The sequence below is a fragment of the Streptomyces sp. NPDC012888 genome (assembly GCF_042900645.1).
Classification (GTDB): Bacteria; Actinomycetota; Actinomycetes; order Streptomycetales; family Streptomycetaceae; genus Streptomyces.
On the sequence record NZ_JBIBBM010000008.1, the window covers coordinates 236,307 to 250,226 of the forward strand.

15 protein-coding genes are annotated in these 13,920 nt (G+C 72.3%); 11 read left to right on the forward strand and 4 right to left on the reverse strand.

What is annotated here, in order from left to right:
• Positions 1-13: 13 nt before the first annotated feature.
• Complete coding sequence (locus ACFY61_RS16945; protein WP_389472536.1) at positions 14-523, reverse strand: hypothetical protein; 510 nt, start codon at positions 521-523, stop codon at positions 14-16.
• 86 nt (positions 524-609) lie between these two features.
• Between ACFY61_RS16945 and ACFY61_RS16950 the strand changes: the two genes are divergently transcribed.
• The 3 genes from ACFY61_RS16950 (at position 610) to ACFY61_RS16960 (ending at position 4,250) form a co-directional block, all read left to right on the forward strand.
• Entirely contained in the window at positions 610-1,161 is a 552-nt protein-coding gene (locus ACFY61_RS16950) for a TetR/AcrR family transcriptional regulator (protein ID WP_389472539.1), read from the forward strand.
• On the forward strand, positions 1,158-2,705 hold the full coding sequence (locus ACFY61_RS16955; protein WP_389472542.1) for an MFS transporter: 1,548 nt from the start codon (positions 1,158-1,160) through the stop codon (positions 2,703-2,705). Before ACFY61_RS16950 ends, ACFY61_RS16955 begins: the two co-directional genes overlap by 4 nt.
• A gap of 69 nt (positions 2,706-2,774) precedes the next feature.
• Complete coding sequence (locus tag ACFY61_RS16960) at positions 2,775-4,250, forward strand: membrane-associated oxidoreductase (RefSeq protein WP_389472544.1); 1,476 nt, start codon at positions 2,775-2,777, stop codon at positions 4,248-4,250.
• A gap of 55 nt (positions 4,251-4,305) precedes the next feature.
• On the opposite strand, the gene ACFY61_RS16965 is transcribed toward ACFY61_RS16960, so the two are convergent.
• A complete protein-coding gene (locus ACFY61_RS16965) occupies positions 4,306-4,935 on the reverse strand; it encodes a lysophospholipid acyltransferase family protein (RefSeq protein WP_389472545.1) in 630 nt (209 codons plus the stop codon).
• A gap of 310 nt (positions 4,936-5,245) precedes the next feature.
• On the opposite strand from ACFY61_RS16965, the gene ACFY61_RS16970 reads away from it, so the two are divergent.
• The 3 genes from ACFY61_RS16970 (at position 5,246) to ACFY61_RS16980 (ending at position 7,563) form a co-directional block, all read left to right on the forward strand.
• The gene (locus ACFY61_RS16970) at positions 5,246-6,436 is read left to right on the forward strand and encodes a glycerophosphodiester phosphodiesterase (protein ID WP_389472548.1); all 1,191 of its coding nucleotides are present in this window, start codon (positions 5,246-5,248) and stop codon (positions 6,434-6,436) included.
• An 87-nt stretch (positions 6,437-6,523) separates the two neighbouring features.
• Positions 6,524-7,021, forward strand: coding sequence for a sigma-70 family RNA polymerase sigma factor (locus ACFY61_RS16975; RefSeq protein ID WP_389472551.1), 498 nt, complete (start codon positions 6,524-6,526; stop codon positions 7,019-7,021).
• A 38-nt stretch (positions 7,022-7,059) separates the two neighbouring features.
• Positions 7,060-7,563: a GNAT family N-acetyltransferase gene (locus ACFY61_RS16980; RefSeq protein WP_389472553.1), complete on the forward strand. Its 504-nt coding sequence runs from the start codon at positions 7,060-7,062 to the stop codon at positions 7,561-7,563.
• A 94-nt stretch (positions 7,564-7,657) separates the two neighbouring features.
• Here the strand turns inward: ACFY61_RS16980 and ACFY61_RS16985 are convergent, their stop codons facing one another.
• Both ACFY61_RS16985 and ACFY61_RS16990 read right to left on the reverse strand, forming a co-directional pair.
• Positions 7,658-8,080, reverse strand: a complete 423-nt coding sequence (locus ACFY61_RS16985) for a hypothetical protein (RefSeq protein ID WP_389472555.1) — start codon at positions 8,078-8,080, stop codon at positions 7,658-7,660.
• Positions 8,073-8,441 carry a hypothetical protein gene (locus ACFY61_RS16990; protein WP_389472558.1) on the reverse strand — a complete coding sequence of 123 codons (369 nt, stop codon included), beginning with the start codon at positions 8,439-8,441 and terminating at the stop codon, positions 8,073-8,075. The genes ACFY61_RS16985 and ACFY61_RS16990 overlap by 8 nt, the downstream gene beginning before the upstream one ends.
• Before the next feature lie 611 nt (positions 8,442-9,052).
• On the opposite strand from ACFY61_RS16990, the gene ACFY61_RS16995 reads away from it, so the two are divergent.
• The 5 genes from ACFY61_RS16995 to cbiE all read left to right on the forward strand — a co-directional run bounded on the left by ACFY61_RS16995 (position 9,053) and on the right by cbiE (position 13,821).
• Positions 9,053-10,114, forward strand: a complete 1,062-nt coding sequence (locus ACFY61_RS16995; protein WP_389472562.1) for a methionine ABC transporter ATP-binding protein — start codon at positions 9,053-9,055, stop codon at positions 10,112-10,114.
• Positions 10,111-10,797, forward strand: a complete 687-nt coding sequence (locus tag ACFY61_RS17000; RefSeq protein ID WP_389472565.1) for a methionine ABC transporter permease — start codon at positions 10,111-10,113, stop codon at positions 10,795-10,797. Before ACFY61_RS16995 ends, ACFY61_RS17000 begins: the two co-directional genes overlap by 4 nt.
• A 76-nt stretch (positions 10,798-10,873) precedes the next feature.
• Positions 10,874-11,737, forward strand: coding sequence for a MetQ/NlpA family ABC transporter substrate-binding protein (locus ACFY61_RS17005; protein WP_389472567.1), 864 nt, complete (start codon positions 10,874-10,876; stop codon positions 11,735-11,737).
• 155 nt (positions 11,738-11,892) lie between these two features.
• Positions 11,893-12,558, forward strand: a complete 666-nt coding sequence (locus ACFY61_RS17010) for a GNAT family N-acetyltransferase (protein WP_389472570.1) — start codon at positions 11,893-11,895, stop codon at positions 12,556-12,558.
• A 66-nt stretch (positions 12,559-12,624) separates the two neighbouring features.
• Positions 12,625-13,821 carry a precorrin-6y C5,15-methyltransferase (decarboxylating) subunit CbiE gene (cbiE, locus tag ACFY61_RS17015; protein ID WP_389472572.1) on the forward strand — a complete coding sequence of 399 codons (1,197 nt, stop codon included), beginning with the start codon at positions 12,625-12,627 and terminating at the stop codon, positions 13,819-13,821.
• Positions 13,822-13,920 lie beyond the last annotated feature (99 nt).

Here is a 13,920-nt window from a genome sequence, read left to right on the forward strand (position 1 = left end):
GGCCACGTCCCGCTCACGCCAGCGCGGCCGCCCAGTCGGCCAGCGCGTCGAAGTCCGCCCCGGTCAGACCGGTGCGCGCGTCCACGGACCGCAGCAGCGCGTGTCCCGGGTGGTACGTCTCCACGTACTCCCGGTCCGCGGCGGTGATGTCGTCGTCGATCCAGGCGAAGGGCCGGCCGGCGGCGTGGTCGAGGACGTACTGGGTCTTCCAGAAGGTCCCCCGGGGCGCCCGGCCGTGCATCTGCGGCCAGTCGACGTACGGCAGCCGGGGGAGCCCGAGGTGGGGGCCGATCCAGTCGTTGGCCTCGTCCTTCCACGTCGTCGCCCAGACGAGCTCGTACCAGCGGGACAGCTCCGTCAGCTCCGCGCCGTGCCCGGGGTTCAGCCAGACCCGGAGCGGCTTGCCCTCCGTCCAGCCGGTCGGGCGCATGCGGTGGGTGGTGTATCCGGCCGGCCGGCGCTGCGGCTGCGCGGCGTACGGATTCAGCGGGCCGTCCACGTCGATGAGCAGCAGTGGCTTCATCCGGTCATGCTCCGCTCCCCGGGCCCACGGAGGCACCCGAATATTTCGGTGAGACATTCATGTCTCATTTGAGGTACGGTTGTCTCATGGCCATGGATCGTGACCAGGTGCTGCGCGCTGCCGCCGCCCTGCTCTCCCGCAAGTCGACCGCGACGATGGACGAGGTGGCGAAGGCCGCCGGTATCGGGCGGGCGACCCTGCACCGGCACTTCGCCGGACGGGACGCGCTCATCCGCGCGCTCGAAGACCTCGGTATCCGCGAGTTCGAGCGCGCCTTCGACCGGGCGCGGCTGGACGAGGGCAGTGCCGTCGAGGCGCTGAAGCGGCTGGTCGCCGAATCCGAGCCCGACGCCCAGCTGCTGGCCTTCCTCGTCACCGAGAACCAGCTGTTCGAGGGCGACCAGATCAACGAGGGCTGGACCCGGCTCGACGCCCGCGTGTCCGCCCTGTTCAAACGGGGCCAGGAAGAGGGCGACATCCGGATCGACCTCAGCCCCGCCTGGCTGACCGAGGCCCTCTACGGCCTCGTAGGAGCGTGCGCCTGGGCCGTCATGGACGGTCGGGTGGCCGCGAAGGACTTCCAGTACATGGTCGTCGAGCTGATGCTCGGCGGCGCGAGACGGAGCGTGGAGAAATGACCAGCACCCAGCAGTCGACCCAGCGGACGGGAACGGAGGTCGTCAAGAGCCCCGGGCGCTGGCTGGCGCTGTCCGTACTCGTGCTGGCCGTCCTGCTGGTGGCCGTGGACGCCACCGTACTCGGTCTCGCCACCCCTTCCCTGTCCGAGGACCTCAAGCCGTCCGGCAGCCAGCTGCTGTGGATCGGCGACATCTACTCCTTCGTCATCGCCGGCCTGCTCGTCTCCATGGGCAGCCTCGGCGACCGCATCGGCCGCAAGAAGCTGCTGCTGACCGGTGCCACCGCCTTCGGCGCGGTCTCCGTCCTCAACGCGTACGCGACCAGCCCCGAGATGATGATCGTGGCGCGGGCGCTGCTCGGCGTGGCCGGCGCGACCCTGATGCCGTCCACCCTGGCGCTGATCCGCAACATCTTCCACGACCCCAAGGAACGCAGCCTGGCCATCGGCATCTGGGGCGCCACCGCCTCCGCCGGTGCCGCCGTCGGCCCCGTGGTCGGCGGGTTCCTGCTCCAGCACTTCTACTGGGGCTCGGTCTTCCTCATCAACCTGCCGGTGATGGCCGTCCTGGTCCTGGTCGGCATCAAGCTGCTGCCCGAGTCGAAGAACCCCGTCGCCGGCCCCTGGGACCTGCTCAGCGTGGCCCTGTCCCTGGTCGGTGTCATCGGCGTCGTCTACGCGATCAAGGAAGTCGCCACCCACGGCCCCACCTGGGACGTCGCGGCCGCCCTCCTGATCGGCTCGGCCGCCCTGTACGCCTTCGTACGGCGCCAGTTCACCCTGGACTCACCGCTGCTCGACATGCGGCTGTTCCGGCACCGGGGCTTCTCCGGCGCCGTCCTCGCCGACCTGCTGACCGTGTTCGGCCTCTCCGGCCTGGTGTTCTTCCTCTCCCAGTTCCTGCAGCTGGTCCAGGGCCGCGAGCCCTTCGAGGCGGGCCTGGCCGAACTGCCCGCCGCCGTCGGCGCCGTCGTCACCGGCCTGGTCGCCGGCAGGTACGCCCGGAAGTACTCGGTCCGGGCCGTGGTCACCGGCGGCCTGGCCGCCATCGGCCTCGCGCTCGGCGTGATCACCCTCGTGCACAAGGAGACCGGCTACCCGCTGCTCGGCGCCGCCCTGCTGGTCGTCGGCCTCGGCGCCGGTTTCTCCTTCACCGTCACCGCGGACGTGATCCTCTCCAGCGTCCCCAAGGAGCAGGCCGGATCCGCCTCGGCCGTCTCCGAGACGGCGTACGAGCTGGGCGCCGCCCTCGGCATCGCCCTCCTCGGCTCCATCGTGACGGGCGTCTACCAGGGCTTCACCGCCCCGGCGGGCGTCCCGGCCCCGGTCGCCGACGCCGCCCACGAGTCCCTGGGCGGAGCCGTCGAAGCCGCGCACGCCCTGGACCCGGCGACCGCCCACGCCATGGTCACCGCCGCCCAGGAGGCCTTCGTGGACGGGCTCCGGTTCGCCGCCGGCGCCGGCGCCGCGGTCCTGCTGGCCACGGCGGCCGCCGCCTGGTTCCTGCTCCGCGGCCAGCGGCTCCAGGACGGCGTCGAGCACTGATGCACCGCCAGGCCACGGTGTCGCGCCCCGAGTTGACAGCATGATCGCCGGCGCGACACCATCCCGGCGATGGAGATCACCGACCTGACCCCGGCGGAACGGCGCGTGTGGGAGGCCTTCCCGCGCGGCGAGGGCGTCGACTTCCGGCGGCACCCCGACGAGAGGTCCGAGGACGGCGCCTCCTGGGGCCCCGAACGCGCCGTGCGCGCCGAAGTGCTGCGCGCGCTGCTGGTCAGCGGCCCCGTCGAGCCCGGCCAGGTACCCGGCCTCAAGCTGTACGGGGCCCGGATCACCGGCAAGCTCGACCTCAAGTACGCGGTCGTCGACCACCCCATCCGGCTCCGCGGCTGCTGGTTCGAACGCAAGCCCATGATGTACGGCGCCCAGCTGCGCGCCGTCGTCCTCGGCGACTCCACCCTCCCGGGCCTCACCGCCGCCACCGTGCGCGTCGAGGTGGTGCTCCGCCTCTCCTGCTGCCGCATCGACGGGCCGGTACGGCTCGCCGGGGCCAAGATCGCCGGCGGACTCTTCCTCCAGGGCGCTGTGATCCGCCCGGGAACCGCGCCGGACGAGGCCGACGAGCCCCCGCTCCAGCTCAACCACGCCGACATAGGCACGGACATCATCGCCAACGACCTCACCGTCCACGGCCAGCTCCGCATCAACGGCGCCACCGTCGCCGGCCAGATCAGCCTCGACCGGGCCCGCCTGCTCAACCCCGGCGGGATCGCCCTGCACGGCGAGACCCTCTCCGCCGGCACCGACCTGCGCGGACACCGCCTCGAAGCCCGGGGCACCGTCAACCTCACCGGCTGCCGGATCCCCGGCCAGCTCATGCTCACCCGCGCCCGCCTGGGCAACCCCGGCGGCGTGGCGCTGCGCGTCAGCAGCGCCACCGTGGGCGAGTTCTGGCTGCGCAAGTGCGACCCCATCGACGGCATCGTCAACCTGCGGCGCAGCCAGCTCGACATGCTCTACGCCGAACCCTCGGTCTGGCCCCCGGTCGTGCGCATCGACGGGCTCACCTACCGCGTGCTGCACCCCACCCTGCCCGCCGCGGAACGGCTGCCCCTGCTCGAACGCGAGGAGGACGGCTACCTCCCGTACGCCTACGAGCAGCTCGCCGCGGCCTACCGGACCGTGGGCGACGAGGAGGCCGCCCGCACCGTTCAGCTCGCCAAGCTGCGCCGGCACCGCCGCACCCTGCCCCCGGGCGCCCGGCTGTGGGGCCTGCTCCAGGACGCCACCGTCGGCTACGGCTTCCGGCCCCTGCGCGCGGCCGGCTGGCTGTTCGCGCTGCTGCTCACCGGCTCGGTCGCGTACGCGCTGGAAAACCCCCGCCCGCTGAAGCGCGGCGAGGCGCCCGACTTCAACCCCGTCTTCTACACCCTGGACCTGATGCTGCCGATCATCGGCTTCGGCCAGGAGCAGGCCTTCGCCCCGTCCGGCTGGCAGCAGTGGCTCTCGTACCTGCTGATCGTGACCGGCTGGGTCCTCGCCACCACGACGGCGGCGGGCGTCAGCCGCTCCCTGCGCCGGCAGTAGCCGGCGGCGGGGGAGCGGCCGGCGCCCGCCGTGTGACGGTCCGGCCGAGGGGTCCTCAGGCCGCCTTCGCCTTGGTCGCGTACATGTCGACGTACTCCTGGCCGGAGAGCCGCATGACCTCGGCCATCACCGAGTCGGTGACGGCGCGCAGCACGTACCGGTCGCGGTCCATGCCCTCGTAGCGGGAGAACTCCATGGCCTCGCCGAAGCGGATCGTGACCCGCCCCGGGCGGGGCATGCCCGCGCCGCCCGGCTGCAGCTTGTCCGTGCCGATCACGGCGAAGGGGACCACCGGCGCGCCCGTCATCAGGGTCAGCCGGGCGATGCCGGTGCGGCCGCGGTAGAGGCGGCCGTCGGGGGAGCGGGTGCCCTCCGGGTAGATCCCGAAGACCTTGCCCTCCTCCAGTACCCGGCGTCCGGTCATCAGCGCGGCGACGCCGCCGTTGGCGCCGTCCCGGTCGACCGGGATCATGCCGGAGCCGGTGAAGAACCAGGCCATCAGCCGGCCCTTGAGGCCCTTGCCGGTGACGTACTCGTCCTTGCCGATGAAGTGCACCGTGCGGTCGCAGACCAGCGGCAGGATCATGGAGTCGATGAAGGTGAGGTGGTTGCCCGCGAGGATCACCGGGCCGTCGCCGGGGATGTTCTCGACGCCCTCCACGCGCGTGCGGAACATCATGCGCATGACGGGACCGACAGTGGCCTTGATGAGCGCGGTACGGAACAACGTGAGCCCTCCGGCGTCGACAAGCGGGTGCGCGCCGCGCGGCGACGGTGCGGCACGGTGCAGGTGAGGACGATACTCGCGGGTCGTGTCGCGACGCACATCGGGTTCACGGGATGGATACGCCGTGTTGACGTACGTTTCCGCCATGTTCCGCCGGACAACGCCCCGGTGAAACGTTCCGCTGCCTACCATCGCTGCGCCGATTCGGGCCCGCGCACCCGGAGATCCCGGGATCGCCCGCGCCCACCGACGACGGGGAGAGCGACTCATGACGCAGGGCGGGGCGGCACGCCGCACGGTACTCGGGGCGGCCGTACTGGCCGCCGGCAGCCAGCTGACCGGACTCGGCGCGGGCCCGGCCGCCGCGGCCGGCCCGGCCGGCGGCGCGGCCGAAGCGGGCGGTCACGGTGGCGGGCACGGCGGGGGCGGCTACCGGCAGCTGCCCGTGCCGACCGTCATCGGCCACCGCGGAGCCAGCGGCTACCGGCCCGAGCACACCATCGAGGCCTACCGGCTGGCCCTCGACCTCGGAGCCGACGTCGTCGAACAGGACCTCGTCCCCACCCGGGACGGGCACCTGGTCTGCCGTCACGAGAACGAGATCGGCGGCACCACCGACGTCGCCGACCACCCCGAGTTCGCGTCCCGCCGCACCACCAAGTCCGTCGACGGCGTGTCGATGACCGGCTGGTTCACCGAGGACTTCACCCTCGCCGAGCTCAAGACCCTGCGGGCCAAGGAACGCATCCCCGCCGTCCGCCAGCGCAACACCCTCTACGACGGCCGCTGGACCGTGCCCACCTTCGAGGAGGTGCTGCGCTGGGCCGACCAGGAGGGCCGCCGGCGCGGCCGCCGGATCTGGCTGCACGCCGAGACCAAGCACCCCAGTTACTTCCGCTCCCTCGGCCTCGGCCTGGAGGAGCCCCTGGCCCGGCTGCTGCGCCGCTACGGCCGCGACCGCCGCGACTCCGCCGTCTTCCTGCAGTCCTTCGAGCCCTCCAGCATCCAGCGGCTGTCCCGGCTGGTCGCCAGCCCGCGGGTCGTCCTGCTGTCCGCGGCGGACACCCGGCCCTGGGACTTCGAGCAGGCCGGCGACCCGCGCACCGTCGCCGACCTCGTCAAGCCCGAGGGCCTCGCGTGGATCGCCGGCTTCGCCCAGGGCATCGGCCCCACCCTCGACCTCGTCATCCCGAGGGACTCCGCGGGCCGGCTCGGGACCCCCACCACCCTGGTCCGCGACGCCCACGACCGCGGACTGGTCCTGCACCCCTACACCGCGCGCAACGAGAACGCCTTCCTGCCCGCCGACTTCCGCAAGGGCACCGACCCCGCCGCGTACGGCGACGCCTTCGCCGCCTACCGCACGTACTTCGAGCAGGGCATCGACGGCATCTTCACCGACAACCCCGACACCGGGGCGCTGGCCGCCGAGGCCTTCCGCGCGGCCCGCGGCCGCTGACGGTCAACCGGCCACCGCGACACCCCGTACGGGTGGGCCGCGCCCGGCACCGAAACCGCCGGGCGCGGACCCCGCGTCCCGCCCGGCATGGACCTGCTCACGGAACTCGCCCCGCTGCTGTCGGCGGAGGCCGCCGCGGAGGCCCCCGGCACCGGTGAGGAACCCGCCGACCTCGAACAAGCCGTCTGGGTGCGCTGGCTGGAGGCCGGCCCCGCCCCCCGCGAACCCGCCGCCCGCTGGCTGCGCCGCGCGGTCCGGGCCGAAGCCCGGCGCGCCCGGCGGCGCGCCCGCCGCGAGGTCCCGTACCGCGCCCTCGCAGCCGGCGGATCCGCCTTCGAGGAAGGGCTGGTGGCCCGGGAGGAGCAGCGGGCCCTCCGTTCGGCGGTCGCCCGATTGCCCGGACGCTGCCCCGAGTTGATACGGGCACTTCTTTCGCCCCGGGACCTCACCTACCGTGAAATCGCAGGAGAGTTGGGTATCTCACAAGGAAGTTTAGGGCCCGTACGTTCCCGTTGCCTGGGATGTCTGCGCAGAATGCTCGCTACAGAGGTTGCGGCTCCCACCCGTCGGGGAAGGGAGCGGTAGACCAGCGGGTTAGACGGGTTTGCGGGAGGCATGCGCACATGGGCATGAGCGTGACCATCACGTCGGCGACCGCCGACGACGCGGAGCAGATCTTCAAGCTGCAGTACCTGGCCTTCCAACGCGAGGCCGAGATCTACGGCAACTACCTCATCCAGCCCCTCACCCAGTCCCTCGACTCCCTCAAGGCGGAACTCGCCCGGGACACGGTGCTGGTGGCCCGCCTCGGCGAAGAGGTGGTCGGAACCGTGCGCGGCTCCACCGACGAGGAGGGCACCGGCAGCATCGCCAAACTCTGCGTGCACCCCCGCCTCCAGGGCCACGGCCTCGGCGCCCGCCTGCTGCGCGCCGTGGAGGAGGCCCTCGCCGACGGCACCACCACCCGCTACCGGCTGCACACCGGCCGCAAGAGCGAGTCGAACCTGCGCCTGTACCGCAAGGCCGGTTACACCGCGGTCGGCGGCCGCACCGCCTCGGACGGCGTCGAGCTGGTCATCCTGGAGAAGGACGCCCGGACCCCCGACGACTACGCCGTCAGCGCCTGACGCCCGCCGCCCGGACGCCCGCGCCCGCGCCGCCCGACGGGGCGGGCGCGGGCGTCCGCGTGTCCGCGCCTACGCGTGTCCACGCGTGCACGCGTCAGCGCTCGCGGCGGAGCCAGAGCATGCCCGTGACCGGCAGGATGACGGGGATGAACAGGTAGCCCATGCCGAAGTCGGACCAGACCGTCGCCTCCGGGAAGGCGCCGGGCTCGACCATGGTCCAGGCACCGACGACCAGGACGCCGGCCAGCTCGGCGGCGCAGCACACCAGGGCCGCGCGGCGGGCCGTCTCCCCGCCGCGGACCAGCGAGTACGTGATGAAGGCGTAGACCAGGGCGGCCGCGGCGGACAGCGAGTAGGCCAGCGGCGCCCGGCCGAAGTCGGTGGAGATCTGGTAGGCCGAGCGGGAGACCGCGCCGACCACCATCACCCCGTACAGCCAGACCAGCAGCAGTCCGGGGCCGGAGACCAGACGCCTCCGGCCGGCCCCCGCGTCCTCGGCCGTGGTGGTGTCAGGCACCGGAGCCTCCCCAGATGTCGTGCAGGCGCACTTCGAGGACGGCCAGGACGACCGCGCCCGCGGCCACCGTCACCGAGCCCCACTTCGTGCGCTCGCTGAGCGAGAGCAGCCCGGCGGCGGGGACCGCCGCGAACGCGCCGACCAGGTAGGCGGTGAAGATCACACCGCCCTCGTCCGGCTTCTCACCCTGTGCCAGCCGCACCAGCCCGATCACCAGCTGGGCCAGTGCCAGCACGGTCACCACGGCCATGCCGATGAAGTGCCAGTCCTTGGTGGGCTGGTCCCGCAAGGCGGCGAACCCGCACCAGGCAGCGAGCGCGAGGGAGGCCGCGCCGATGGCGACGGTCAGGGCGGTGAACATGCAGCGAGGGTATTACGGGCCCGAAGACCCGGTGCGCGCACCCCTCGACCCCCGCTCCGCCGCAGGACGACCTCCGTGCCGGAGCCGGCGGACGTCCCCGGGGGAGTGGATCCGCTGCCCGGGGGCGGGACGGGCGGACGCTGCGCGGACCGTGGTCTTGACCACAACGGACGCGACCGGGGAGCCCGTCGCGGACCTCGTCGCGGGCCCCTCCGGCACGGACTCCCGGCGCTGTCCGCGCAGGTCGGGGCCGAGGGGACCGAGCTCGCGGCGGAGGGGTGACCTCGCCCCGGACGTCCGCCATGCGGCCACCTCGTGTCCGGATACCGGACGTCTTTGATCGGTGAGGGAACCCTTCTGCTTTACTGGGGCCCATGACCACGACGAGCAGCCGCACCCTTGCGACCGAGGCGATGATGACGCCCGGTGCTCGTTGTATGTGTCGAATGTGCGCCTTCTGAGGGCCCCTTCTCCCGCACTCCTCGCGCCCCGAAGCGAGCCATGGGCCGAGCCCGTCCGCGTCCCGGACCGCTCCTGCCCGTGCCCCCCAGACTGTTTGCCCCGTGCGCGCCGTACGTCCGCGCCGCGCACTCGACAGCGACGGAAATCCTGTGATCACCACATCGGGCCTCACCAAGGTCTACCAGTCCCGTGGCCGCGAGGTCACCGCCCTGGACGGCGTCGACCTCCACGTCCGCGAGGGCGAGGTCTACGGAGTCATCGGCCAGAGCGGCGCCGGCAAGTCCTCCCTCATCCGCTGCGTCAACCTGCTGGAACGCCCCACCTCCGGCACCGTGACCGTGGACGGCGTCGACCTCACCGCCCTCGCCGGCAACGGCCCCCGCGCCGGCAAGGCGCTCCGCGAGGCCCGCAGCCGCATCGGCATGGTCTTCCAGCACTTCAACCTGCTCTCCTCGCGCACCGTCCAGGCCAACATCGAGCTCCCCCTGGAGATCCTCGGCGTCAGTGGCCGCGAACGCTCCCGCAAGGCCCTCGAACTCCTCGACCTCGTCGGCCTCGCCGACAAGGCCAAGGCCTACCCCGGCCAGCTCTCCGGCGGCCAGAAGCAGCGCGTCGGCATCGCCCGCGCCCTGGCCGGCGACCCCAAGGTGCTCCTCTCCGACGAGGCCACCAGCGCCCTCGACCCCGAGACCACCCGCTCCATCCTGGCCCTGCTGCGCGACCTCAACCGCCAGCTCGGCCTGACCGTCCTCCTCATCACGCACGAGATGGACGTCGTCAAGACCATCTGCGACTCCGCGGCCCTCATGCAGAAGGGCCGGATCGTCGAGTCCGGCACCGTCGCCGAACTGCTCGCCACGCCCGGTTCCCAGCTCGCCGCCGAACTCTTCCCGGTCAGCGGCGCCGCCACGGGCCCCGAGCGCACCGTCGTCGACGTGACCTTCCACGGAGAGTCCGCCACGCAGCCGGTGATCTCCCAGCTCTCCCGCACGTACAACATCGACATCTCGATCCTCGGCGCCGCCATGGACACCGTCGGCGGCAAGCAGATCGGCCGGATGCGCATCGAGCTCCCCGGCCGCTACGAGGACAACGTCGTGCCCGTCGGCTTCCTCCGCGAACAGGGCCTCCAGGTCGACTTCGTCGACGAGGACGCCGCGGCCGCGGCCACGGTCGCCGAGGCCGAACTCATCAAGGACGGTGCCCGGTGACCTGGACCGAAATGCAGCCCCTGCTCACCCAGGGCACCTACGACACCCTCTACATGGTGCTGTGGGCCACCGTGGTCACCGTCCTCGGGGGACTCCCGCTGGGCGTGCTCCTGGTCCTCACCGACAAGGGCGGCCTGCTGCAGAACCGTCCCTTCAACAAGGCCCTCGGCGTCGTCGTGAACATCGGCCGCTCGATGCCCTTCATCATCCTGCTGATCTGGCTGATCCCCGTCACCAAGTGGGTGATCGGCGTCTTCACCGGCATCCCCACCTACATCGGGCCCACCGCCATGATCGTGCCGCTGTCCATCGGTGCCATCCCCTTCTTCGCCCGCCTGGTGGAGACGGCCGTGCGCGAGGTCGACCACGGCCTCGTCGAGGCCGCGCAGGCCATGGGCGGCGGCATCCCCACCATCGTGTGGAAGGTGCTGCTCCCGCAGGCCCTGCCCTCCCTGGTCGCCGGCCTCACCACCACCGTCATCGCCCTCATCGGCTACTCGGCGCTCGCCGGGGCCGTCGGCGGCGAAGGCCTCGGCAGCCTCGCCATCACCTACGGCTACCAGCGCTTCGAAGGCGACTTCATGCTCGCCACCGTCGTCCTGCTCATCCTCATCGTGACCGCGATCCAGCTGATCGGCGACGGCGCCGTACGGCTCCTCGCGCGCCGCGGCAGGACGGCCTGAACCGACCTCACCCCCCAACAGCCCGCACTTGTCGTGCTCGGGCGTCGTCCGCACCACCAAGAAAGAGGCACTCTTCGTGCGCAAGAACACCAAGCTCACCGCAGTGGCCGCCACCTCCGCCGCCCTCGCCCTCGGCCTGACCGCCTGCGGCAGCTCGTCCGACCCGGCCTCCGCCAAGAAGGCCGACGGCTCCACGGACACCAACGCCACGCTCGTCGTGGCCGCGTCCCCCACCCCGCACGCCGACATCCTGAAGTTCGTCAAGGACAACCTCGCCGCCAAGGCCGGCCTGAAGCTGGACGTCAAGGAGTTCACCGACTACGTCCTGCCCAACAAGGCCACCGAGGACGGCCAGGTCGGCGCCAACTACTTCCAGCACAAGCCCTACCTCGACGACTTCAACGCCAAGAACGGCACCCACATCGTCCCGGTCGCCGACGTCCACCTCGAGCCCCTGGGCCTGTACTCCAAGAAGGTCAAGGCGCTCACGGACATCAAGGCCGGCCAGACCATCGCCGTCCCCAACGACAACACCAACGAGGGCCGCGCCCTCCACCTCCTCGCCGCCAACGGCCTCATCACCCTCAAGGAGGGCGTCGGCGCCACCGCCAAGCTCTCCGACATCACCGACGCCAAGGGCCTGAAGTTCAAGGAGCTGGAGGCCGCCACCCTGCCCCGCGCCCTCGGCGAGGTCGACGCCGCCGTGATCAACGGCAACTACGCCCTGGAAGCCGACCTCAAGCCCAAGGAGCAGGCACTGGCCCTGGAGAAGGGCGAGGGCAACCCCTACGCCAACTTCCTCGCTGTGAAGCAGGGCAACGAGAAGGACCCGCGCGTCGTGAAGCTCGCCGAACTCCTGAACTCCCCGGAGGTCAAGAAGTTCATCGAGGACAAGTACGACGGCTCGGTCATCCCCGCCTTCGGCAAGCCGCAGGCCTGACCCACCGCCCCCCGGGGGCCCGCGACCGGCCCCGCACCCCACGAGCCAGGGGTGCGGGGCCCAGCCATGCACATCGGACGGATCATGCTGCATGCTGTGGCTCTACGGCCCGCACAAACGGTCCCGCACCACCGTCTTCAGGCATGGAGCTGAGCATGACTACCACCTTCCCGGACGTCTCCATCAGCACGGACCGGCTGGTGCTGCGCCCCTTCGAGGAAGCGGACGCCGACGCGCTCACCGAGATGATGAACGACGAGCTCATCACCGCCTGGACCTCCGCACCCCACCCCTACACCCGCGCCGACGCCCACGACTGGGCCACCCGGCGGTCCCACGCCGAACGCACCGAGGGCCGCGGCATCGTCTTCGCCGTCACCGAGTTCCTCACCCAGCGCCTCGTCGGCATCGTCCACCTCCGCAACACCAACTGGCACACACGCGCCACCGAGGTCGGCTACGTCACCGCCCCCTGGGCCCGCGGCGAGGGCTACGCCAGCGAATCCGTCCTCGCCGTAGCCCAGTGGCTCTTCCACGACCAGCGCTTCGAACGGCTGGAACTGCGCACCGCCGCCGACAACACCGCCTCCCAGCAGGTCGCCCAGAAGATCGGTTGCATCAGCGAAGGCGTCCTGCGCAACGCGTGGATAGTCCGCACCCAGACGGCCGACGGGGAGTGGACCGAGGTCCGCACCGACCTCATCGTCTGGAGCCTGCTCCCCGAGGACCTCGACGACCCGGAAGACGCCGACGGCTTCCACCACCTGACCGGCCATCCGGCCCAAGCGGGCGGATACCCCGTCACCGCGAACTGGAACTGACCCGATCACCGGGTAGTCTCACTTGCCCACGCCTCCCCCCACACCAGGATCTGGAGACTGACGACGATGGCCGACCGGGTCACGGTGATCGGCTGGGACGGCTCGCCCCTCACCGCCGCCGCCAGGTCCGCCCTCTCCGCCGCCACCCTGGTGGCCGGCGCCGCGCACCACCTCGCCCTCCCCGAGATCCCGCCCGCCGCCGAACGCATCCGCCTCGGCAGCCTCGGCCTGGCCGCCCGCCGCATCGCCGCCCACCGCGGCACGGCCGTCGTCCTCGCCGACGGCGACCCCGGCTTCTTCGGCGTCGTACGCACCCTCCGCGCCCCCGAACACGGCCTCGAAGTGGAAGTCGTCCCCGCCGTGTCCTCCGTCGCCGCCGCCTTCGCCCGCGCCGGCATGCCCTGGGACGACGCCCAGGTCGTCGTCGCCCAGCGCCGAACCCTGCGCCGCGCCGTCAACGTCTGCCGGGCCCACCCCAAGGTCGCCGTCCTCACCTCGCCCGGCGCCGGACCCGCCGAACTCGCCCTCCTCCTCGAAGGCGTGCACCGCACCTTCGTCATCTGCGAGGAACTCGGCACCGACCGCGAACAGGTGACCGTCCTCACCTCCGACAAGGCCGCCGACCACAGCTGGCGCGACCCCAACGTCGTCATCGTCATCGGCGGCGCCGGACACCCCGCCACCGACGCCGGCTGGCTCCTCGGCGGCACCCCCGGCAGCGCACCCCGCGGCTGGGCCCACCCCGGCCCGCGCACCGGCGAAGGCGAGTCCCCGCAGCTCCGCGCCGCCCAGCTGGCCCGGCTCGGCCCCCGCCCCGGCGACCTCGTCTGGGACATCGGCTCCGGCTCCGGAGCCTTCGCCGCGGACGCCGCCGCCTTCGGCGCCGCCGTCATCGCCGTCGACGCCGACCCCGGCGCTTGCGAACGCACAACCACCGCCGCCCGCAACCGCGGAGTACAGCTCCAGACCGTCCACGGCCGCGCCCCGCACGTCCTGGAGAACCTCCCCGAACCCGACGTCGTACGCGTCGCCGGCGGCGGCGTCCCGGTCGTCGAGGCCTGCGCCGAACGCCGCCCCGAACGGATCGTCACCCACGCCTCCACGCGCGACGAAGCGGAAGCCCTCGGCCGCACCCTCGCCGGCCGCGGCTACACCGTCGACTGCGCCCTGCTCCAGTCCGTCGGCCTGGACACCCGCACCTGGGAGGAACTGGACCGCTCCGTGGTCTTCCTGCTCGCCGCCGAGCGCCCCGCGCCCCGCTGACGCCGCCACCCGGGGTAGGCTGGCCGATCGTCGTACTGCCCGGGCCCATCCGAACCCCGGCGCGGAGGACGTGGCGCAGTCCACAGCTGACCCGGTCGG

Bases quoted from the DNA above. Each gene is read 5' to 3' on its own strand.
- ACFY61_RS16970 (WP_389472548.1), top strand. From the start codon at position 5,246: ATGACGCAGGGCGGGGCGGCACGCCGCACGGTACTCGGGGCGGCCGTA.
- ACFY61_RS16955 (WP_389472542.1), top strand. From the start codon at position 1,158: ATGACCAGCACCCAGCAGTCGACCCAGCGGACGGGAACGGAGGTCGTC.
- ACFY61_RS16965 (WP_389472545.1), bottom strand. From the start codon at position 4,935: ATGCGCATGATGTTCCGCACGCGCGTGGAGGGCGTCGAGAACATCCCC.
- cbiE (WP_389472572.1), top strand. From the start codon at position 12,625: ATGGCCGACCGGGTCACGGTGATCGGCTGGGACGGCTCGCCCCTCACC.
- ACFY61_RS16960 (WP_389472544.1), top strand. From the start codon at position 2,775: ATGGAGATCACCGACCTGACCCCGGCGGAACGGCGCGTGTGGGAGGCC.
- ACFY61_RS16950 (WP_389472539.1), top strand. From the start codon at position 610: ATGGCCATGGATCGTGACCAGGTGCTGCGCGCTGCCGCCGCCCTGCTC.
- ACFY61_RS16990 (WP_389472558.1), bottom strand. From the start codon at position 8,441: ATGTTCACCGCCCTGACCGTCGCCATCGGCGCGGCCTCCCTCGCGCTC.
- ACFY61_RS16975 (WP_389472551.1), top strand. From the start codon at position 6,524: ATGGACCTGCTCACGGAACTCGCCCCGCTGCTGTCGGCGGAGGCCGCC.
- ACFY61_RS16945 (WP_389472536.1), bottom strand. From the start codon at position 523: ATGAAGCCACTGCTGCTCATCGACGTGGACGGCCCGCTGAATCCGTAC.
- ACFY61_RS16980 (WP_389472553.1), top strand. From the start codon at position 7,060: ATGGGCATGAGCGTGACCATCACGTCGGCGACCGCCGACGACGCGGAG.
- ACFY61_RS17010 (WP_389472570.1), top strand. From the start codon at position 11,893: ATGACTACCACCTTCCCGGACGTCTCCATCAGCACGGACCGGCTGGTG.